This window comes from Phyllobacterium pellucidum (genome assembly GCF_013327855.1).
Lineage (GTDB): Bacteria > Pseudomonadota > Alphaproteobacteria > Rhizobiales > Rhizobiaceae > Phyllobacterium > Phyllobacterium pellucidum.
Genome location: NZ_JABUMX010000002.1, coordinates 794,330 through 814,023 on the forward strand (window position 1 = coordinate 794,330; position 19,694 = coordinate 814,023).

Annotated in this window: 20 protein-coding genes; 13 read left to right on the forward strand and 7 right to left on the reverse strand. The window is 59.7% G+C overall.

What is annotated here, in order from left to right:
- Nucleotides 1-128 precede the first annotated feature (128 nt).
- On the forward strand, nucleotides 129-1,169 hold the full coding sequence (locus HQ945_RS23140; protein ID WP_174208109.1) for an extensin family protein: 1,041 nt from the start codon (nucleotides 129-131) through the stop codon (nucleotides 1,167-1,169).
- On the opposite strand, the gene HQ945_RS11855 is transcribed toward HQ945_RS23140, so the two are convergent.
- Nucleotides 1,170-2,357 (reverse strand): low temperature requirement protein A, encoded by a 1,188-nt coding sequence (locus tag HQ945_RS11855; protein ID WP_113280781.1) that lies wholly within the window; start codon nucleotides 2,355-2,357, stop codon nucleotides 1,170-1,172. It lies immediately after the preceding gene.
- A 174-nt stretch (nucleotides 2,358-2,531) separates the two neighbouring features.
- Here HQ945_RS11855 and HQ945_RS11860 point away from each other — a divergent pair, with 174 nt between their 5' ends.
- Entirely contained in the window at nucleotides 2,532-2,954 is a 423-nt protein-coding gene (locus HQ945_RS11860) for a VOC family protein (RefSeq protein ID WP_113280782.1), read from the forward strand.
- A gap of 4 nt (nucleotides 2,955-2,958) precedes the next feature.
- Here HQ945_RS11860 and HQ945_RS11865 read toward each other — a convergent pair whose 3' ends face one another.
- Entirely contained in the window at nucleotides 2,959-3,336 is a 378-nt protein-coding gene (locus HQ945_RS11865) for an acyl-CoA thioesterase (protein WP_036815387.1), read from the reverse strand.
- Nucleotides 3,337-3,523: 187 nt separating this feature from the next.
- Here HQ945_RS11865 and HQ945_RS11870 point away from each other — a divergent pair, with 187 nt between their 5' ends.
- The 3 genes from HQ945_RS11870 to uvrB all read left to right on the forward strand — a co-directional run bounded on the left by HQ945_RS11870 (nucleotide 3,524) and on the right by uvrB (nucleotide 8,102).
- Entirely contained in the window at nucleotides 3,524-4,720 is a 1,197-nt protein-coding gene (locus tag HQ945_RS11870) for a mandelate racemase/muconate lactonizing enzyme family protein (protein WP_113280783.1), read from the forward strand.
- A 199-nt stretch (nucleotides 4,721-4,919) separates the two neighbouring features.
- The gene (locus tag HQ945_RS11875; RefSeq protein ID WP_113280784.1) at nucleotides 4,920-5,177 is read left to right on the forward strand and encodes a SemiSWEET transporter; all 258 of its coding nucleotides are present in this window, start codon (nucleotides 4,920-4,922) and stop codon (nucleotides 5,175-5,177) included.
- A 114-nt stretch (nucleotides 5,178-5,291) separates the two neighbouring features.
- On the forward strand, nucleotides 5,292-8,102 hold the full coding sequence (gene uvrB / locus HQ945_RS11880) for an excinuclease ABC subunit UvrB (RefSeq protein ID WP_091923810.1): 2,811 nt from the start codon (nucleotides 5,292-5,294) through the stop codon (nucleotides 8,100-8,102).
- Nucleotides 8,103-8,130: 28 nt separating this feature from the next.
- Here uvrB and HQ945_RS11885 read toward each other — a convergent pair whose 3' ends face one another.
- Nucleotides 8,131-8,703 (reverse strand): TetR/AcrR family transcriptional regulator, encoded by a 573-nt coding sequence (locus HQ945_RS11885; RefSeq protein ID WP_091923812.1) that lies wholly within the window; start codon nucleotides 8,701-8,703, stop codon nucleotides 8,131-8,133.
- A gap of 116 nt (nucleotides 8,704-8,819) precedes the next feature.
- Between HQ945_RS11885 and HQ945_RS11890 the strand changes: the two genes are divergently transcribed.
- The 3 genes from HQ945_RS11890 to HQ945_RS11900 all read left to right on the forward strand — a co-directional run bounded on the left by HQ945_RS11890 (nucleotide 8,820) and on the right by HQ945_RS11900 (nucleotide 12,847).
- Nucleotides 8,820-9,863, forward strand: coding sequence for an aldo/keto reductase (locus HQ945_RS11890; protein WP_174208110.1), 1,044 nt, complete (start codon nucleotides 8,820-8,822; stop codon nucleotides 9,861-9,863).
- Nucleotides 9,864-9,895: 32 nt separating this feature from the next.
- Nucleotides 9,896-11,200 (forward strand): MFS transporter, encoded by a 1,305-nt coding sequence (locus tag HQ945_RS11895; protein WP_113280787.1) that lies wholly within the window; start codon nucleotides 9,896-9,898, stop codon nucleotides 11,198-11,200.
- A gap of 126 nt (nucleotides 11,201-11,326) precedes the next feature.
- A complete protein-coding gene (locus HQ945_RS11900) occupies nucleotides 11,327-12,847 on the forward strand; it encodes a helicase HerA domain-containing protein (RefSeq protein WP_113280788.1) in 1,521 nt (506 codons plus the stop codon).
- On the opposite strand, the gene HQ945_RS11905 is transcribed toward HQ945_RS11900, so the two are convergent.
- Entirely contained in the window at nucleotides 12,848-13,573 is a 726-nt protein-coding gene (locus HQ945_RS11905; protein WP_244532949.1) for an HAD family hydrolase, read from the reverse strand.
- 151 nt (nucleotides 13,574-13,724) lie between these two features.
- Here HQ945_RS11905 and HQ945_RS11910 point away from each other — a divergent pair, with 151 nt between their 5' ends.
- From HQ945_RS11910 to HQ945_RS11920, 3 genes are all read left to right on the forward strand, one after another.
- Nucleotides 13,725-14,561 carry a transglycosylase SLT domain-containing protein gene (locus HQ945_RS11910; RefSeq protein WP_113280917.1) on the forward strand — a complete coding sequence of 279 codons (837 nt, stop codon included), beginning with the start codon at nucleotides 13,725-13,727 and terminating at the stop codon, nucleotides 14,559-14,561.
- A gap of 392 nt (nucleotides 14,562-14,953) precedes the next feature.
- Nucleotides 14,954-15,169 carry a cold-shock protein gene (locus HQ945_RS11915; RefSeq protein WP_027233407.1) on the forward strand — a complete coding sequence of 72 codons (216 nt, stop codon included), beginning with the start codon at nucleotides 14,954-14,956 and terminating at the stop codon, nucleotides 15,167-15,169.
- Nucleotides 15,170-15,480: 311 nt separating this feature from the next.
- Complete coding sequence (locus HQ945_RS11920; protein WP_027233408.1) at nucleotides 15,481-15,894, forward strand: BA14K family protein; 414 nt, start codon at nucleotides 15,481-15,483, stop codon at nucleotides 15,892-15,894.
- Between the two features lie 48 nt (nucleotides 15,895-15,942).
- Here the strand turns inward: HQ945_RS11920 and HQ945_RS11925 are convergent, their stop codons facing one another.
- The 3 genes from HQ945_RS11925 to HQ945_RS11935 all read right to left on the reverse strand — a co-directional run bounded on the left by HQ945_RS11925 (nucleotide 15,943) and on the right by HQ945_RS11935 (nucleotide 18,116).
- Nucleotides 15,943-16,590: an MBL fold metallo-hydrolase gene (locus HQ945_RS11925; RefSeq protein WP_027233409.1), complete on the reverse strand. Its 648-nt coding sequence runs from the start codon at nucleotides 16,588-16,590 to the stop codon at nucleotides 15,943-15,945.
- A 191-nt stretch (nucleotides 16,591-16,781) separates the two neighbouring features.
- Nucleotides 16,782-17,093 (reverse strand): hypothetical protein, encoded by a 312-nt coding sequence (locus HQ945_RS11930; protein WP_027233410.1) that lies wholly within the window; start codon nucleotides 17,091-17,093, stop codon nucleotides 16,782-16,784.
- A gap of 132 nt (nucleotides 17,094-17,225) precedes the next feature.
- A complete protein-coding gene (locus HQ945_RS11935) occupies nucleotides 17,226-18,116 on the reverse strand; it encodes a branched-chain amino acid aminotransferase (protein WP_091944310.1) in 891 nt (296 codons plus the stop codon).
- Nucleotides 18,117-18,367: 251 nt separating this feature from the next.
- Here HQ945_RS11935 and HQ945_RS11940 point away from each other — a divergent pair, with 251 nt between their 5' ends.
- Nucleotides 18,368-18,871: a MarR family winged helix-turn-helix transcriptional regulator gene (locus HQ945_RS11940; protein ID WP_091923819.1), complete on the forward strand. Its 504-nt coding sequence runs from the start codon at nucleotides 18,368-18,370 to the stop codon at nucleotides 18,869-18,871.
- Between the two features lie 70 nt (nucleotides 18,872-18,941).
- Entirely contained in the window at nucleotides 18,942-19,646 is a 705-nt protein-coding gene (locus HQ945_RS11945; protein ID WP_027233413.1) for a response regulator, read from the forward strand.
- The last annotated feature ends 48 nt before the right edge of the window (nucleotides 19,647-19,694 follow it).

Genomic DNA, 19,694 nt, shown 5'->3' on the forward strand with positions numbered 1-19,694 from the left:
AATCAAGCCATTTGCGGGCCCGTCATGTTTCGATCCCAAATGTTAAGAAGCCGCTGACCTTTCCTTTACGATTTGCCTCTACTTTCACCCGTTGCTGCGCCTCGATTCAGGCAATGGGATGTGGTGACATGAGTTGTGCGTTGTCGTCCGCTGTGCGCTTGAAGCGCTTATCCACGATACTGCTGTTGTCCGTGTCGACGACCCTCAGTGGCTGTGGCATGGACGAAGTGCGCCGTCCCATGGCCGACGTCGGCAGCGGTTCGGATACCGCTATTGCCAGCAGATCGCTCGCCAACGAGGAAAATCAGGTCGCTGTCGAAACGCAAACGCTGCCGAGCTCCGGGATGGACCAAATGTCTGGGCCACCCCCCGACGTCATTTCTGTGCCGGACACCAGCCAGGCGGCGAGCGAACCGATCGAGCCGGCGACGCCGACCTTGCAGCCGCCCGAAGCAGCGCCGGAAATTCCGCGGCTTGGGGAAACCAAGCCCTATTCCCTGCCGGAAATGGAACCCCCGTCGGATGATGACAAGAGCTATGGGTATCTGAAAAATTATAGTTATCCCAATGCGATACGCGATCCTATCGCACGCGGCGAAAGCGTTCTCGGCATGTCCGGCGGCGAGATGGCCTGCCGCACCGAACTCAAGAAGCTTGGCGTGGTGTTTCAGGAGAAGCCGCCAATCAACGATGGCGGCGCTTGCCGCATCGACCATCCGCTCGCGGTCAGCGGTTTTGCCAGCGGCAATATAAAGCTGAAGCCGACGGCTACGCTGAATTGCCAGATGACGCTTGCATTGGCTCGCTGGGTCAAGGGCGACCTCTCGCCATCGACGCGGCTGCGCTACCTTTCGGGCATCAACACCATACATCAGGCGTCGAGCTATTCTTGCCGCACCATGAGCAGCCAGCGCGGCCGGCCCATGTCCGAGCACGCCAGGGGAAATGCGCTCGACATCGCGAAAATCACGCTCAACAACGGCCGCGAAATCGAGGTCGAAAGGCCGGGGCTCTTCTCGTTCCGCCAGCGTGGTCTTCTCAACACCGTTCGTTCGGATGCTTGCGACTATTTCACCACCGTGCTCGGACCCGGTTACGACCGTTTTCACAGCACGCACTTCCATTTCGACCTGATGCAGCGGCGCAGCGGCCACCGCGCCTGCCGCTGATCAGTGCGGGTTTAATTTCCGCTGCTTGTAGCTCCGATATTCCCAGACGGTGACGACGATCAGGATAGCGCTGGTCGCGGCGCCGATCGCCAGCGGTGAAAGTGCCGGGCAAATGACCGCCAATCCGGCACACAGCACGAGCCCAACGAGATGGGATAGCGGTACCCGGCCATTGACGTAGCGCTTGAAGAGAAGATTGCCGACAAGATAAAGCGCCGTGCCGCCGACCGACGTCCAGATCATGGCAGCTTCCGCATGGCCGAGCGGATGATCCAGCACCAACTCGTCCGAGACGGCGACGACGATGATGCCAGCGACCAGCAGCACGTGGACATAGGTATAGGCGATGCGGGCGATTCGCCCCGGATCGTCGGTCTCTGCAATCTTGTGATGCGCTGCCGACTGGCCGAGATTGAAATAGATGAGATACATGGCGACGGACGCGACGAAAGTGGTCAAGAACGCCGCCAGCGAAACCAGGCTCCATTCTTGCTCCGAAAAGGTGGCGCCGGATACGAGGATGGATTCGCCGAGTGCAATGATGATGAAAAGGGCCGCCCTTTCGGCCATATGGTCGCCGCTGACATTCCAGTCCGTGGTGATTGAGGCGCCAAGCCGGGGCGCCCAAAATCCCACGGCCGGCCCAAGGATCTCAATTGCCAGCGCCGCTGCCCACAGCGGCAGACGATATTCCGGCATAGCCAGGCCACCGGCCAGCCAGAAGATCGCCGAAATACTGAGCCACACGGCAATGCGCTGGAAGTTGCGGAAGTTGGCATCGTCGTGATGCCGCACGGCCCACAGCATGAACAGGGTGCGTCCAAGTTGCATCGAGACATAGGCGAGCGCAAAGACGATGCCGCGCCCGGCAAAGGCGGCGGGGATCGAGGTGGAGAGCACAAGCCCGGCGAGCATCAGCGCGAACAGCATCGTGCGGACTGGCGCGGTCGCGGGGTCGAGCCAGTTGGTCACCCACATCGTATAGACCCATACCCACCATACGGCGGTGAGCAGCAGCGCGCTTTCGGCAAGGCCCTTGAGGCTCAGATCATGCAGGAGGAAATGCGATATCTGCGTAATGGCGAATACGAAGACGAGGTCGAAGAAGAGTTCGACGAAATCGACCTTCGCACTATCAGCAGCATCCCGCTGACGGGAATAGTCCCGAATTGCCCCGAAGAATGCCACGCCCCATCTCCCAAATCATTAGCCTGCCCGTAAGATGAAGCGGTTCCACTCAAAAATGAAATGGTTTTTGGCGCAGCCAGAACCTGAACGCGCACGACACTCCTGACAATTTGGGGTTGCGCTTGCGCGCCGCTTTCCCACTTTTAGATGATCAAACAACTCCGGGAGGAACCCATGCGCTTCGTTGACCGCTATCCAATCATCGTCACAGACCGCAAGGAGGCCTGCCGCGACTTCTGGATCGAGCATCTTGGCTTTGTCAGCGCATTCGACAGCACCTGGTTCTCTTACCTGATCGCCGAAGATCAATCGGCCAGCATCGCTTTCATGACGCCTGACCACCCGTCCGCCCCGCCCGGCCGGGAAAAGTTCAGCGGAACCGGCATGTGTTTCGAATTACAGGTGGAGGATGCCCGGGAAGCCTTCGACAAGATCGCGTCCACCGGCCTCAAGATCGAATACCCGCTGACCGACGAGCCCTTTGGGCAGCGCCGCTTCGGATTTCATGATCCATCGGGCCTCTGGATCGACGTTGTCGAGCAAATCGAATCGGCAGCTGGATTTTGGGATCGCTACATGATCGGCAGCCAGAGCTGATCGGTCAGATTTCCTTCGGAACCGGGGTGGGCTTGCCGTCCTTGTCCAGCGCAACCATGATGAAGTCGGCGTGGGTGACGAGTTCCATCAGGTCGGACAGGTAACGTTGCGCCCAGGCCTCGACCTTCAGCGTGATCGAGGTGCGTCCGACATGGGCGATATGGGTGTAGATGCACAGCGTATCGCCGATCTTGACCGGTTTTGCGAAGGCCATTTCCTTGACGGCAGCCGTCACTACGCGTCCGCGCGCCCGTTCCGCGGCCCGAATGCCGCAGGACAAATCCATCTGCGCCATGACCCAGCCACCGAAAATGTCCCCGGCCGCGTTGGCGTCCGCCGGCATCGCCAGCGTGCGCAGGGTGAGTTCGCCGATAGGCTTCATCTCTTCGGTCAATTGCCGTCTCCGTCAATGAATTGCGTTGCCGCCATGATGGGGTGCGGCCGCAGGATTGAAAAGGGGCCTTCGCCCGCAACTGTCAGAAACCCGACATTGCGGGTCGTTGACCGGTTTCGGTTTCGTATCGCCGCTGGCTTAGTCTGGCAGTACAGCGAATGTACCGGAGGGGATCATGAAAATAACCGACGTCAGGACCTTCGTGGTCGGCAATCCGCCGCCCTCGTTTGGTGGCACATGGTTCCTCTTCGTCAAGTTGACGACCGACTCCGGCGTTGTCGGCTATGGCGAGGCCTATAATTCCACGGTCAGTCCGCAGATTATGCGCAAGGTCGTCGAGGACGTCGCCGAGCGCTGGCTCATAGGCGAAGACCCGCACCACATCGAACGATTTTTCCGCCGCGCCTATTCGAGCGGCTTCACCCAGCGTCCTGACGTGACGGTCATGGGCGCCATTTCGGCGCTGGAAATGGCCTGCTGGGACATCATCGGCAAGGAAGCCGACAAACCGGTCTATGAACTTCTTGGCGGCAAGGTGCACGAGCGGCTGCGCAGCTACACCTACATCTATCCCAAGCCCGAACTCGGCGAGACCTCCGCCATCTACTGGAACGCGGAAGCGTCAGCGGAGCGTGCTGCCGAATATGTGGAGGAAGGCTATACCGCGGTGAAGTTCGACCCCGTTGCCCCCTATACCTCGTTCGATCCGCGCCAGCTTTCGCTCGAACAACTCGATCTCGGCGAGAAATTCGTTCGCCTCGTGCGTGAAGCCGTGGGCAGCAAGGCCGACCTTTTGTTCGGCACCCATGGCCAGATGACGCCGACCAGCGCGGTGCGGCTGGCCAAGCGGCTCGAACCCTATGATCCGCTGTGGCTGGAGGAACCAGTCCCACCTGATATGCCGGAGAACATGGGGTATGTGCAGCAGCACACCTCGATCCCGGTCGCGGCCGGCGAGCGCCTGACGACGAAGTACGAATTCCAGCGCCTTCTCGTCAATCGTGCCGCCAATATACTGCAGATGAATCTCGGCCGCGTCGGGGGCATTCTCGAAGCCAAGAAGATCGCAGGCATGGCGGAGACATTCCATGCGCAGATCGCACCGCACCTTTATTGCGGGCCGATCGTCGGAGCCGCCAACATCCAGATCTCCACCTGCAGCCCGAACTTCCTGATCCTTGAATGTATCCAGGGCTTCGGAGGGTTCCACGCCAATATCCTGAAAAAGCCGATCAAGTGGGAGGATGGCTACGTCATCCCGTCTTCGGAACCCGGCCTCGGCGTCGAACTTAACGAGGATGTTGCCGCCGCGCACGCCTATGACGGCCATGACCTGCATCTCGGCATGGGACGCGATCCGCTGATCGTATGATCGCAATGGACCTATCGATCTGGGCTCTGAGGCCGGTCGCGTTCCCGCCTCGGCGCGCTCAGCCATAGCCGTCAAAGCTGCCTTCCCGCGTTCCACGAAAATAATTGTCGCATGTAAAGCTTGATGCCATTATTCCGCTGTATTTCAAGGAAAAATCAGCTCATATATTAATCGCATTTTTCTTCGAAAGACCCGATCCGTGCCGCTCCATATTGAACTTGTCGGTAGCCTTGCTGCCGTGATCACCACGCTGTGCTGGATCCCGCAGATCATCAAGATCATGCGGCACCGGGAAACGGCCAGCATTTCCCTTGTATCCAACGCTTCGCTGATGCTCGGCGTTTTTCTGTGGCTGATCTACGGCATGATGATCGGCTCATTGCCGGTGATCATGGCAAACGGCGTCACTTTCCTGCTCATCCTCGCCATTCTCGGCCTGAAAATCCGCTACGGCTGATTGCCAGCAAACCGGCCTGGCTTGGCCGCCCTCCTGACAACCTATTGTCAGGAGCCTGTCAGTTTCTGCCGGGCCGCCCTTTCCATTTCGCCGGACTCTTACCATATTCGACGAATGGCTAAATCTCCTGACAAGTACAATGTAAGCGGTTTCGGCGAAGCGCCCCAATCCGAGCTGGAAGGCACGCCGCTTTCCGGCTCTATCAGCGATTGGGCGAACCAGATCACCGAAGCTTCGGCCAAAGCCAAGCCAGCGAAGGCCAAGGCAAAGCAGGGTGCGAAGACGCAATCCAGCGCTTCGCGGACATCGCGCGGGACGTCGATCGGCGGATCGACCGACCCGAAGACGCGCGCGGCCGCAGGCCTTAATCCCGTTGCAGGCCTCGATATCGGGCTCGAGGATGCTGGAAGTATCGCACCGGGCGGAGCCACGGCAACGGTCGCAGCGCTGGCGGCGCTCATCGAGAGTGGCAATCCGCTCTTCAAGAACGGAGCCGCATGGCAGCCGCACCGACCGGCCCGCCCGGAGAAATCCGAGGGCGGCATCCAGATCAGCATGGAGACCGATTTCCAGCCATCCGGCGACCAGCCGACGGCAATCCAGGATCTCGTCTCCGGCATCAAGGATGATGACCGCACCCAGGTCCTGCTCGGCGTTACGGGTTCGGGTAAAACCTTCACCATGGCCAAGGTGATTGAGCAGACCCAGCGTCCGGCCCTCATTCTCGCGCCAAACAAGACTTTGGCCGCGCAGCTTTACGGCGAGTTCAAATCCTTCTTTCCGAACAATGCGGTAGAGTATTTCGTTTCATACTACGATTACTACCAGCCGGAAGCCTACGTTCCACGCTCGGACACCTATATCGAGAAGGAATCCTCGATCAACGAGCAGATCGACCGGATGCGCCACTCGGCCACCCGCTCGCTGCTCGAGCGTGACGACGTCATCATCGTCGCTTCCGTCTCCTGCATCTACGGTATAGGCTCGGTCGAAACCTATACGGCGATGACCTTCGAGATGAAGATCGGCGACCGCCTCGACCAGCGCGCCCTGCTCGCCGATCTCGTGGCGCAGCAATACAAGCGACGCGACATGGACTTCACGCGTGGCTCGTTCCGCGTGCGCGGCGACACGATCGAACTCTTCCCGGCCCACCTTGAGGACCGCGCCTGGCGCATTTCCATGTTCGGCGACGAGATCGAGGCAATTACCGAATTCGATCCGCTGACCGGGCAAAAGACCGGCGATTTGCGTTCGGTGAAGATCTACGCCAATTCGCACTATGTAACGCCGCGCCCTACGCTGAACCAGGCGATCCGGTCGATCAAGGAAGAGCTCAAGCATCGGCTTGTGGAACTCAACGCCGCTGGACGCCTGCTCGAAGCGCAGCGCCTCGAACAGCGCTGCACCTTCGATCTGGAAATGCTGGAGGCCACTGGCTCCTGCGCCGGCATCGAGAATTATTCGCGCTATCTGACCGGCCGCAAGCCCGGGGAACCGCCGCCGACGCTGTTCGAGTATATTCCGGACAATGCGCTGGTCTTTATCGACGAGAGCCACGTTACGGTTCCGCAGATCGGCGCCATGTACAAGGGCGACTTCCGCCGCAAGGCGACCCTCGCCGAATATGGCTTCCGCCTCCCCTCGTGCATGGACAACCGTCCGCTGCGCTTCGAGGAGTGGGACGCCATGCGCCCGCAGACCGTTGCGGTCTCGGCAACACCGAGCAACTGGGAGATGGAAGAGTCCGGCGGCGTCTTTGCCGAACAGGTCATCCGGCCAACTGGCCTGATCGATCCGCCGGTCGAGGTACGCCCGGCGAAGAGCCAGGTCGATGATGTGCTCGGCGAAATTCGCGAGACGACCGCCAAAGGTTATCGTACCCTCGTTACGGTTCTCACCAAGCGCATGGCCGAGGATTTGACCGAATATCTGCACGAGCAGGGTGTGCGAGTGCGCTACATGCACTCGGATATCGACACGCTCGAACGCATTGAAATCCTACGTGACCTGCGGCTCGGCGCCTTTGACGTTCTCGTCGGCATCAACCTTCTGCGTGAGGGTCTCGACATTCCCGAGTGCGGATTTGTCGCCATTCTCGATGCCGATAAGGAAGGGTTCCTGCGCTCCGAAACCTCGCTGATCCAGACGATCGGCCGTGCCGCCCGCAATGTCGACGGCAAGGTCATCCTCTATGCGGACCACGTGACAGGCTCCATGGAGCGGGCGATGGCGGAAACCAACCGCCGCCGCGAGAAGCAGGAGGCCTATAACGCCGAGCACGGCATCACGCCCGCCAGCGTCAAGAAAAACATCGCCGATATTCTCAACAGTGTTTACGAACGTGACCACGTACGGGCTGACATTTCCGGCTTTGCCGAGTCCGGCGCCATGATCGGCAACAATCTGAAGTCGCATCTCGAGCATCTCGAACGGCAGATGCGCGAAGCGGCCGACGACCTCGACTTCGAAGTGGCGGCACGGCTGCGCGACGAGATCAAGCGCCTGCGCGAGACGGAACTTGCGATCGCGGACGACCCGATGGCGCGCGAGGTGGAACTGGAAAGTCCGGCCACGGGACGCACCAAGGGACGGCACAATGCCGGGCGGGCGATGCACCGCGTCGTCACCGACGATCAGGACCAGGACTCACAGCTGTTCCGCAAGCCGCATCTCGACGAGATGGGCGGTGACACGACGCGCCCGCTCGGCGTCTTCCGCAAGAACACGCTCGACGAGATGACTGTCGGTCGGACGGAAAAGCCAGTCGTCGGTTCAGTGCCGCAAAAGCCCGCCTTTACCGGCACGAACAGGAACGACCACGAAATCGTGCGGCGTGAGCGTTCGGGCGTTGGGTCTTACGAAGATGCCGGCGATGCGCGCAAGAAGCGTCGACCCGGCAAGACCGGTCGGCCAGGGCGGTAATCAGGGCAGCCCAGTTTAGGCTGGTTGATCAGTCCTGCTTGCCGAAGGCCGCCTGCCCTGCCGCAAGGATTTCATCGGCAAATGCCGGATCATCGACGGCGCGCGAAAGAACCAGCGTGCCGACGAGACCCGCCATGGTGGCAAGCGCCTTCTCGCGTTTCGCCTCTGCGGATACGCCCGGGATGATCTTAGCCAGAATATCAAGTAGGGCACGCGTTCCGTGCGTAAAGCGCTCGCGGACGCGTCCACTCTGCCGCGCGATGTCGGGAGCAAGCGCCGCCATGGTGCAACCCGTTGCCCGGTGGTCGCGATGCTCCTTTAGGAGATAGGCATTAATGAGGGCTGCGAACGCCTCTTCGGGCGACCGATCCGCCAGTTTGCCCCACTTTTCCGCCGATTGGTCCATGGAAGCAGCACAGGCTTCGGCGATCAAATCGTCTTTTGAGGCGAAATGGCCATAGAACCCGCCATGGGTGAGGCCAGCACTTTTCATAAGATCCGCGACGCCGATGCCATCGAAGCCCTTGTCGCGAAATTCGCGGCTCGCAACTTCGATGATGCGGTCCCGGTTCTTGGCAGCCTGTTCCTTGCTCACACGCATGACACCATCCTCACGAAAATTCTTTGTTGACATTTTATATGATGAACGTCATTTATAGTCAATCATTATGATCATCATTTAAATGCGGCTGCGATACGCCCGCACAGGAGCAGTTCATGCGCTATAAGCTTTTCGGCAATCATACGGGCCTGCGGGTTTCGGAATTTGCGCTTGGTACCGGCAATTTCGGTACAGGCTGGGGTTATGGCTCCACTCCTGACGTCGCCAAGCAGATATTCGACGCCTATGCTGAAGCGGGCGGCAATTTCATCGATACCGCAGACAGCTATCAGTTCGGGCAGTCTGAGACTATCCTCTCCGATCTCATCGCCGCAGAGCGCGACAACTTCGTTCTCGCCACCAAATATTCCCACGGCGCGTCTGCCAATGTCGGGCCCTCGGTTGTCGGCAATAGCCGCAAATCCATGATCCAGGCGGTGGAGGCAAGCCTGAAGCGGCTGAAGACGGAGCGCATCGACCTGCTTTGGGCTCACATGTCCGATGAGATGACGCCCATTGACGAGATCGTGCGCGGCTTCGAAGACCTCGTTCGCGCCGGAAAGATTGTCTATGCAGGCTTCTCCAATTTCCCCGCCTGGCGGATCGCCAGCGGCGCGACAATCGCCGCGCTGCGCGGCTGGACGCCGATTGTCGGCCTCCAGACCGAATACAGTCTTGTCGAACGGACTGCCGATCGTGAACTGCTGCCTATGGCGCGCGGTTTCGGGCTTGGCGTCGTCGGCTGGTCGCCGCTCGGCGGCGGACTTCTGACCGGCAAATACCGCAAGGGTGAAGAAGGCCGCGCAACTGGTCTGGGTGTCGTCATTCAGCACGAAGACAGCACACAGCGCACACTCATCATCGATGAAGTCATTGCAATCGCTGCAGAAATCGGCGTAACGCCGAGCCAGGTCGGCATTGCATGGGTCGCCGCCAAGGGCGTCCTACCGATTATCGGCCCAAAGACGCTCGATCAGTTCCGTGACAATATCGGCGCCGCAGCACTGGTTCTCACCAATGAACAGATAGAAAGGCTTTACCGCGTCAGCGCAATAGCACTGGGCGCGCCGCATGAACTGATCGGCAGCGTGCGCACGCGCCAGCGGCTGACGGGCGGCAAGCTCGAAGTTCTCGACCTGCCTTCGGCTCCCCTCATCTGATAGACGCCACACCACATTTGCGAAAGCCGACCATGCTCTCCACACCCCTCGCCGCCCTGCTGGCCCGCCGCAATGTTCATTATGGCTGGGTCGTTGTTGCCGTCACCTTTATCACGATGCTGGTCACCGCCGCGGCCGTGGGCGCGCCCGGCGTGCTCATCGTTCCACTCGAAAAGGAGTTCGGCTGGGAAACGGAACAGATCGCGACCGCGTTTTCCATCCGCCTCCTGCTGTTCGGCCTCATGGGGCCTTTCGCCGCCGCTTTCATGAACTATTTCGGCGTCAGACGTGTCGTCTGCGTTGCGTTGATCCTCATCACGGCCGGACTTTTTGCTTCGCTGGCGATGACGCGGATCTGGGAGCTCGTGCTTCTGTGGGGCGTCGTCGTCGGCTTCGGCACCGGCTTGACCGCCATGGTGCTCGGCGCAACCGTGGCGACGCGTTGGTTCACCGAGCGGCGCGGCCTCGTACTGGGCATGCTGACCGCAAGTTCCGCGACCGGTCAGTTGATCTTCATGCCGCTGATGGCTTCGTTAAGCGAAAACTACGGCTGGCGCACGGCAATCGTGCTGATCTGCGCTATGCTGCTCGTCGCCGTTGTGGGTGTCTTTTTCCTAATGCGCGATCGCCCGTCGGATGTCGGCTTGCCGGCCTATGGCGACAAGCTCGTCGCGACCGCCTTGCCGGTGACCGGCGGCCTGCTCTCGCTCATTACCATGCCGCTGCTGGCGCTGAAGGAGGCATCGCGCAGTTCGACCTTCTGGGTGCTGTTCGCCACCTTCTTCGTTTGCGGCGCAAGCACCAATGGCCTGATCGGCACGCATTTCGTAGCGTTGTGCGGCGATTACGGTCTTGCCGCCGTTGGGGCCGCAACCGTGCTCGCCATGATGGGCTTTTTCGATTTCTTCGGCACGATTGGATCGGGCTGGCTTTCCGATCGGGTCGACAATCGCTGGCTGCTGTTCTGGTACTATGGCCTGCGCGGCCTCTCGCTGCTCTATCTGCCCTATTCGGACTTCTCCTTTTATGGCCTCTCCCTCTTTGCCATGTTCTACGGGCTCGACTGGATCGCCACCGTGCCGCCGACGGTGAAGCTTGCGACCGAGCGCTTCGGCCGGGAAAAGGCAGGCCTGATGTTCGGCTGGATCTTTGCCGGACACCAGCTCGGCGCAGCATCAGCGGCCTATGGCGGTGGTTTTGCCCGCACTGAATATGCGACCTATGTCCCCGCATTCCTTGTCGCGGGCATCCTGTGCCTGATTGCCGCGCTGCTGGTGCTGACATTGAGCAAGCAGAGCAAGGACGATGCCGTCCCGGAACCCGCACCGGCAGGTTGAGGCCGGGCGACATGAAACGAGCTGTGGGTTTCCGTCGAAAACCCTGCGTCGAGGACATCGACCGATGCTAAGAGAGTCTGCGCGCCGGTTCGTCGCGCGGAATCACTTGAAGCAACTGGAGCATGGATGAAGGTCGACATCGACATGGGAGCGGCGCCCGCCGGCGCAAGAGCCATGCTCGATCTCGAAGAGCTTCTGGCCACGCGTCTTCTCGTGCAGGGCAATTCCGGTTCCGGCAAATCCCACCTCCTGCGCCGCCTGCTCGAACAGAGCGCGCAATGGGTCCAGCAATGCGTGATCGATCCGGAAGGCGATTTCGTCACCCTTGCCGAGAAATACGGCCATGTCATTGTCGACGGCGCACGCACGGAAAGCGAGCTGACGCGCATTGCAGCACGTATTCGCCAACACCGCGTTTCAGTGGTCCTCGATCTCGAAGGCCTTGATGTCGAGCAGCAGATGCGCTGCGCGGCGGCCTTTCTCGGCGGCCTCTTCGATGCGGAGCGCGACTACTGGTATCCGATGCTCGTCGTCGTCGACGAAGCCCAGCTTTTCGCTCCGGCTGTCGCCGGCGAAGTGTCGGACGAGGCCCGCAAGCTGTCGCTCGGCGCGATGACCAACCTCATGTGCCGGGGGCGTAAGCGCGGCCTTGCCGGCGTTATCGCCACCCAGCGTCTCGCCAAGCTCGCCAAGAATGTTGCTGCCGAAGCCTCCAATTTCCTCATGGGACGGACGTTCCTCGATATCGACATGGCCCGCGCTTCGGATTTGCTCGGCATGGAGCGACGCCAGGCCGAACAGTTCCGCGACCTCGCCCGCGGTCATTTCGTGGCGCTTGGACCAGCACTTTCACGAAGGCCATTGGCGGTGACAATCGGCGCGGTCGAGACCTCGGCGCGGTCATCGAGCCCCAAGCTCACGCCGCTGCCGCAGCCCGGTGAGGATGCCCGAGACCTGATCTTTACGCCGGCCCCGGAAGAGCGCAGGACGCCAATCCGGCGTTCGCCCACTCCGCCGCCGACAACGTCGACTGCGGACATTCTGAGCCAGCTCAACCAGGCGGCAAAGGCGGCTGCCCAGCCGGACAACCCTGCCCCGATGCTCTTCCCCGAAATCGACGAGGCGGAGCGCAACACGTCGATCAGCGCCGTCATGCAGGAAATGCTGGCAGATCCGGACGCGTCATTCCGCACCGATGCCGTCCTTTACCAGGATTTCCTCGTCCGCTGCCGCATTCGCCGCGTGCCAGGCGATGCACTCACCCTGCCAGAATTCCGGCGCCGCCTTGCAGTCGCCCGCGCCGGCATCGATGGTGAAACGGCGCAAAGCGAGCCATGGCAGCAGGCGCTCGAACTTTCCAAGACATTGCCTGACGATGTTCAAGGCGTGTTCTTCATTGTTGCGCAAGCCGCGGTTAAAGGCAGCAGTTGCCCGTCCGACGCTACGCTGGCGCGGGCCTACGGTACGCACTCGGCCCGACGTGCCCGCCGGCTGCTCACCTATTTCGAGGAACAGGGCCTGATCGTGGTCCGCACCGATTTTACCGGCAATCGCATCGTTGCCTTTCCCGATCTTGGCTGCGAGACCGGCCCCGGCGATCCCAACGGCCCCGAGGAAGCCGCGCCCGAACAGGAAGCAGCGGAATAGTCAGGCTAAATCGCCCAACAGCGGCAAGAGTTCGCCGAGATGGTTGATCTGCCGGAAGCGTGGCTCCTCAACAGGCGCATCGACGTGCTCGAGCACCCAGGTGAGTTCGTGCGGTACGAAGACGCCCCAGCTCCCCGCCTCGAGCGCCGGCACCACATCGGATTTCAGCGAATTGCCGATCATCATGGCCCGCTCCGCGCCATCGCCATGACGCCGGAAAATGGTCTCGTAGGTCGCCTTGTCCTTGTTGCTTACGATCTCGACCGCATCGAAAAAGTCGCCAAGCCCCGATTGCGCCAGCTTGCGCTCCTGATCGAACAGGTCGCCCTTGGTGATCAGCACCAGCCGGTAGGCATCAGACAACGCCTCCAGCGTTTGCGTAACGTGCGGCAGCGTCTCGACGGGGTGGCGCAGCATTTCGCGGCCCGCCGCGAGAATATCGGCGATGATCGATGCGGGCACCCGGCCTTCGGTGACCTCCACGGCGGTCTCGACGAGCGACAGGGTGAACCCCTTTATCCCGAAGCCGTACAGGTCGAGATTGCGCTTTTCGACGGCAAGAAGCCGCCCGGAAAGGTCAGGAACGTCGGCATAGGGCGCGAGGAGATCGGCAAAATGCCGTTCTGAACTGCGGAAAAACTGTTCGTTCTGCCACAGCGTGTCATCGGCATCGAAACCGATCGTGGTAAGAGCGCCAGGCGCAAGCATATCGCGTTCCACTTGCATGATTATTTTCCTTCATTCAAACATTGTCTGCAGCGCCCGAGCATGGAATCGGGCGTTCGACCTTTTAGCAGATTTGGGGCCATGCTTGGCATCTTCCGCCGAAGCATAAACGGGGAATGGCATCAGAGTGAATTGGCTCGCAAAGCCCGGCATGCTCCTGGCATTGATGCTCCTGCCTTCGCTGGGCGCGTCGGCGGCCGAGTCCCCGGCTGCCGCGCCACCGCCGCCTCCGACGATCGGGCAGATATGCGCAGCCATTGCGACCCATGCCGACGGTTTCGGTGTGCCACGCGATTTCTTCGCCCGGCTGATCTGGAAGGAAAGCCGGTTTGACGTGCAGGCGGAGAGCCCGGTCGGCGCGCAGGGCATTGCCCAGTTCATGCCGCGTACGGCCAAAGAAAGGCGGCTCGACGACCCCTTCGACTTTCACAAGGCGTTGCCGGCTTCCGCGAGCTTTCTCAAGGACTTGCGCAAGGCATTCGGCAATTGGGGATTGGCCGCTGCCGCCTATAATGCCGGCCCGACGCGCGTTGCCAACTGGCTGGCCAGCGGCGGATTCCTTCCCCTCGAAACCGAGGAATACGTCCTCGACATAACCGGGCAATCGCCCGATGATTTTGCTGCGGGCGCCGACATCAACAAGCGTCCGCTCAACGCCAAACTCAGCTTCGATGCCGCGTGCCGCCAGTTGCCGATCGTCCGGTTCGAGACCGTTGCCATGTCGCAGATCAAGCCCAAGCCCTGGGGAATTCAGATCGCCGGCAATTTCCGCCGCGCTGCCGCGGCGCGCCAGCTCGACCGCCTGCGCCAGAGCTTCCCCGCCATCCTCAATACGCATGAGCCGGTCATCAGCCGCAACCGCACTCCGATGGGAAGGCGCGGCATCTATGCGGTGCGAATAGGCGCCGACAGCCGTCCGGAAGCTGACAAGATCTGCGCCCAGTTGCACAGCGCGGGCGGAGCTTGCATCGTGCTGCGCAACCGGTGAGCGGGCGCAATACACCCCTCGGGACATCTCGTTTCTTTCGCGTCAAAGGTGTCATCGGGCGAACTTCCCGCGATTTTTTACTTCGCCAAGTATGCAGCCCGCAATGTCCTTCGATATAGTCGACTAAAAGGTAGTAAAACTTTTGCTTGCCAAAAAACACTTATTCTAGCAGTCTCAAAGCGTTCGGGCATCTGCGAACACTGGAAGACTGGAAGAACGGCGCGCCGGAACCGCAAGAATACCGGGTCGGGAGCAATCCCGGCAATGATCGGCTCCTTTCCTGAATTCGAGAACTGCCTGCATGACACCGTTGGACGTAACGCACCGAAAACGGCTCTACCAATCCCGCTAACCCGAGGGGGGACGCGGTAAGTAAGGAAAAGGAACGAAGCATGGCACAGACCGGTACGGTCAAATTCTTCAACAGTGAAAAAGGCTTTGGCTTTATCAAGCCCGACGACGGCGCAGCGGACATTTTCGTCCACATTTCCGCCGTACAGGCTTCTGGGCTCACAGGTCTCGCGGACAATCAGAAGGTTTCCTTCGATACCGAACCGGATCGTCGTGGCAAGGGCCCCAAGGCCGTCAACATCACGATCACCGAATAATACCGGCAGCTTGCGCTGCCAAAGATCCCCGATCGGCTGTCGGGGATTTCAGACGGCATCATTTTGGCGCGCCATTCGGCCAGTCGCCACGTTAAGCGTTTTGTGCTTCGATGCCTTGGATTTGCTAAAATTCTATGTGCTTTCTCGGGCTGCCGTCAGAAATGACCGGCAGGCGAGCGCACTGGCATTTGTTCAGCCTGCATTCATTCTGAAAGGCTTAAAACGGAACTACAACTGAGGCTACAGCATTGTCTCAGTCAGGACTACGCCAGAGCGCATGGCGCTCTGCAGCATGCTTCAAGGAGGCACACATGAATATCGGCACCAAGATTGCCATTCTCACAACCGCCGCGCTTGCAACCGTCGTTGCACCGCTGACCTCTGCCTCCGCCGACAACTGGCGCTGGCGTCATGGCGGTTACTATCATCACGACAACAGCGACGCCTGGGTCGCAGGTGCCGCAGGTCTTGCTGCTGGCGCCCTGATCGGTGGCGCTCTTGCCGCGCCGCGCCAGCCCGACGTGATCTATCGCGACTACGATGACGGCTATTATCGCCGCCCTGTAACGGTCTACCGCGAAGCTCCGCGTTATTACGGCGCCGGCGCACGGCCATGGTCGCGTGAATGGTACCGTTATTGCTCGAACCGGTACCGGTCATTCAACCCGGAAACAGGTACCTTCCGCGGATATGATGGCCGCGACTATTTCTGCAACGCCAACTGACTTGCAGCCATAAACATTCCAAAACCGCCGGCCAGTCCGGCGGTTTTGCTATTCGCCGGTCAGGAAAGGGTTGGTCCGGCGCTCCTCGCCAAAGCGCCCGCCCGGGCCATGGCCGCAGATGAAGCCAATATCGTCGCCAAGTGGCAGCAACTTCGTCTTGATCGAGTTGACCAGCGTTGCGTGGTCCCCGCCCGGCAGATCGGTCCGCCCAACCGAACCATTGAAAAGCACGTCACCGACATGCGCGAACTTGGCGGCGCGGTTGTAATAGACGACATGTCCCGGCGCATGGCCCGGGCAATGCAGCACCTCGAAAACATGCGTGCCGAACGACACGGTGTCGCCGTCCTTTAGCCACCGATCCGGCGTGCAGTTGCGCACATTATCGGTGATGCCGTATTGCACCGCCTTCGCCTCGATACTGTCGAGCAGGAAGCGGTCCGCCTCGTGCGGTCCTATGATTTCGACGCCGAGCGCTTCCTTCATATCCATTGCGCCGGCCGCGTGATCGATATGGCCGTGCGTAATCCAGATCGCTTCGATGATGATGCCGTTCGCCTGGATTGCGCCCAGCACCTGCTCATTGTCGCCGCCCGGATCAATAAGCACGCCATGCTTGTCGTCACTGTCGAAAAGGATCGTGCAATTCTGCTGGAAGGCCGTAACGGGGATGATTCCTGCCTGCAACTGTCCCATTAATATGCCTTCCTGTTTCTGTCTAACATATCACCAGCGGGCCTATCATCGCGGAAAAGCCCTCTTATTTCAGATGGCGGGCCGCTTATGAAGCGCAACCATCCTCTATTCGCTCAACCTTATAAGCCTCAATCCGCAAATGAAAAGGGCGGCCAGTGGCCGCCCAAAACTCGTTATGTCCCGAAACCAGATCAGGTCTTCGCCATCGAATTCTTGATCGCGCCGATGATCGCCGTCAGGATAATGCCGCCGATACCGCCGCCGGCGACCTGGCCGATGATCGCGCCAAGATCGAGCCCCGACGATGCTGCTGCGTTCGCGACCGCCTCGGCACCGCCGGCGCCGAGAAATTGCGTCAGATATCCGCCGATGAGACCCCCGATACCGCCAGCAACCGTGTTGCCGGTTGTGCCGAGGCTCAGGTTCTTGAGAAGTCCGCCGACAATATTGCCGCCGACGCCACCTGAGATAAGCTGGATAATGATAGGAAGAAGCGCTTCCATGATTGACACCCCGTCAACGTTTCATGCCAGACTCATGCCTGACATGGTCATGATGACTATGTTTTAAGCAAAGTCAAACAACTTGGCGTCGTTTTAACAGGGTATCAAACACTAATTTCATTAGACTTTCGTCTACTCCGCAGCCGCTTTCTTTGGCATTACTTCCGCAGCGTAATCATTCATCAGGTTGATTGCGATTTCACCAACGCTGAAACGATACGGTCCGATCTCGGAGACTGGCGTCACTTCGGCGGCGGTTCCAGTCAGGAAGCACTGTTCGAAACCTTCCAGTTCCTCAGGCATGATCGCCCTTTCGACAACCTCGTAGCCGCGCCGTTTGGCCAGATCGATGACGGTGCGCCGCGTGATGCCGTCGAGGAAGCAATCGGGCGTCGGTGTATGGATGACGCCGTCCTTGACGAAGAAGACATTCGCGCCCGTGGCTTCGGCGACTTGTCCGCGCCAGTCGAGCATCAGGGCATCGGCGTAGCCTTTGGCTTCAGCGGCATGCTTGGAGATGGTGCAGATCATGTAGAGGCCGGCGGCTTTCGACTTCGATGGAGCCGTTTTCGGATCCGGCCGGCGATACTCGGCAAGATCAAGACGAATGCCCTTCAGCTTTTGCGCAGGATCGAAATAGCTCGGCCATTGCCATATGGCGATGGCGACATTGATCTTGTTGGCCTGGGCGGAAACACCCATGGTCTCACTGCCGCGCCAGGCGACGGGACGTATATAGGCATCCTTGAACCCCTGCTTTGCCAGAAGCTTCCGGCAGGCATCGTTCAATTCTTCCACAGTGAAGGGTATCTTGAAGCCGAGGATGCGCGCTGATTCGTGCAGACGTTCGGTATGTTCATTGAGCTTGAAGATCTCGCCGCCATAGGCGCGTTCGCCTTCAAAAACCGAGCTTGCATAGTGCAGCCCGTGGGTCAGCACGTGAATTTTTGCATCCGACCAGCGAACGAATTCGCCGTTCATCCAGATGTAACCTTCAAGCTGATCAAATGGGACGGATGCCATGTTTTTCCTCCAGGCGTTGCATTCCTGTTATTTTTTCAAGTTCGAGTTGCTACCAACTGGTCCAGAATACCGATTGGTGTACCATTGCCGGCAGGCACAAACAGGCGTTTCGAAGAGGAAAATGTCTCGGAAACACTCATCGGCTTTTCGTTTTGTTCAAAACGCGGCCAACAGCTTGCCAAAAATTATCAACAGTCTAAAATTATGTCAACAACGCTGACATAATTTTCCAACTGGAGCGGGAAACCTGCATGAAATCTTATACACCCGATCGGCATATCGAGACAGCCCTGACGAAAAGCGACGCGCGCGAACTTGACATCATCGAGCTGTTCTTCTTTGCCTATCGCGACTTCACGGCCGATCCCGACATGATCCTCGAGAAACTTTCCTTCGGGCGCGCACACCACCGCGTTCTCTATTTCATCAATCGCAAGCCGGGAATGACCGTGGCCGAACTTCTGGACGTTCTGCAGATCACCAAGCAGAGCCTCGCCCGCGTCTTGAAGCAATTGATCGATACCGACCATGTGGTCCAGATACCGGGCCCGCACGACCGGCGCCAGCGCGAATTATACCCCACGCCCAAAGGGCGCGATCTCGCGCTCGAACTTGCGGCACCGCAATCACGCCGCATTGCCGGTGCATTGGACCAAATCGGTCACTCCGACCGCGCCGTGATCGAACATTTCCTCAAGGCAATGGTCAATCCTTCACAATGGCAACAGATCGACAGTCTACCCAAGGCAGGATAGAAATTTAGTGCACGAAGAATTGGAATTGAAAGAACAAGGGACGCAAGACCCGGCAATCAGAGGGACACACCTGGTGAGTGAAGAACATCCGCTATCGGACGATGCGCCGCATCTGCTCATCGTCGACGACGACACCCGAATTCGCAATCTACTATCGCAATATCTTACCGGCAGCGGCTTTCGTGTTACGGTGGCCGCCAATGCCGACGACGCCCGCCGCAAACTTGCCGGCATTGATTTCGACCTCCTGATTCTGGATGTTATGATGCCGGGCGAAACCGGCGTTGCCCTGACGCAGTCGCTGCGCAAGGAAAAGACCGTGCCGATCCTGATGCTGACGGCGCTGTCGGAAACCGACAGCCGCATCGCCGGTCTCGAAGCCGGCGCCGACGACTATCTGCCGAAGCCGTTCGATCCGCGCGAACTGATTCTCAGGATAAACAATATACTGCGCCGCGGCGCCCCGGCAGCCCAGGCCAAGATCGAACAGATCGTATTCGGTCCCTATACGTTCATCATCGCCAAGCGCGAACTGAAACGGTCCGGCGAAATCATTCGCCTCACCGATCGCGAACAGGATATCATGGCGATCTTCGCCGCGCGCGCCGGCGAGACCGTGCCCCGGCACGAACTGACGGGACAGGAAGGCGATGTCGGCGAGCGTACGATCGACGTCCAGATCAACCGCCTGCGCCGCAAGATCGAAAACGATCCAGCCAATCCGGTTTGGTTGCAGACCGTGCGCGGCGTCGGCTATAAACTCAGCGTGGAGTAGGATCCCGACCCTCGTGATCCGCGCCATTCCAATGCGTGAGCGGACAAC

Coding starts and splice junctions, on each gene's coding strand:
- HQ945_RS23140 (WP_174208109.1), top strand. CDS start 129: ATGAGTTGTGCGTTGTCGTCCGCTGTGCGCTTGAAGCGCTTATCCACG.
- HQ945_RS11860 (WP_113280782.1), top strand. CDS start 2,532: ATGCGCTTCGTTGACCGCTATCCAATCATCGTCACAGACCGCAAGGAG.
- HQ945_RS11865 (WP_036815387.1), bottom strand. CDS start 3,336: ATGAAGCCTATCGGCGAACTCACCCTGCGCACGCTGGCGATGCCGGCG.
- HQ945_RS11870 (WP_113280783.1), top strand. CDS start 3,524: ATGAAAATAACCGACGTCAGGACCTTCGTGGTCGGCAATCCGCCGCCC.
- uvrB (WP_091923810.1), top strand. CDS start 5,292: ATGGCTAAATCTCCTGACAAGTACAATGTAAGCGGTTTCGGCGAAGCG.
- HQ945_RS11885 (WP_091923812.1), bottom strand. CDS start 8,703: ATGCGTGTGAGCAAGGAACAGGCTGCCAAGAACCGGGACCGCATCATC.
- HQ945_RS11890 (WP_174208110.1), top strand. CDS start 8,820: ATGCGCTATAAGCTTTTCGGCAATCATACGGGCCTGCGGGTTTCGGAA.
- HQ945_RS11895 (WP_113280787.1), top strand. CDS start 9,896: ATGCTCTCCACACCCCTCGCCGCCCTGCTGGCCCGCCGCAATGTTCAT.
- HQ945_RS11900 (WP_113280788.1), top strand. CDS start 11,327: ATGAAGGTCGACATCGACATGGGAGCGGCGCCCGCCGGCGCAAGAGCC.
- HQ945_RS11905 (WP_244532949.1), bottom strand. CDS start 13,573: ATGCAAGTGGAACGCGATATGCTTGCGCCTGGCGCTCTTACCACGATC.
- HQ945_RS11910 (WP_113280917.1), top strand. CDS start 13,725: ATGCTCCTGGCATTGATGCTCCTGCCTTCGCTGGGCGCGTCGGCGGCC.
- HQ945_RS11915 (WP_027233407.1), top strand. CDS start 14,954: ATGGCACAGACCGGTACGGTCAAATTCTTCAACAGTGAAAAAGGCTTT.
- HQ945_RS11920 (WP_027233408.1), top strand. CDS start 15,481: ATGAATATCGGCACCAAGATTGCCATTCTCACAACCGCCGCGCTTGCA.
- HQ945_RS11925 (WP_027233409.1), bottom strand. CDS start 16,590: ATGGGACAGTTGCAGGCAGGAATCATCCCCGTTACGGCCTTCCAGCAG.
- HQ945_RS11930 (WP_027233410.1), bottom strand. CDS start 17,093: ATGGAAGCGCTTCTTCCTATCATTATCCAGCTTATCTCAGGTGGCGTC.
- HQ945_RS11935 (WP_091944310.1), bottom strand. CDS start 18,116: ATGGCATCCGTCCCATTTGATCAGCTTGAAGGTTACATCTGGATGAAC.
- HQ945_RS11940 (WP_091923819.1), top strand. CDS start 18,368: ATGAAATCTTATACACCCGATCGGCATATCGAGACAGCCCTGACGAAA.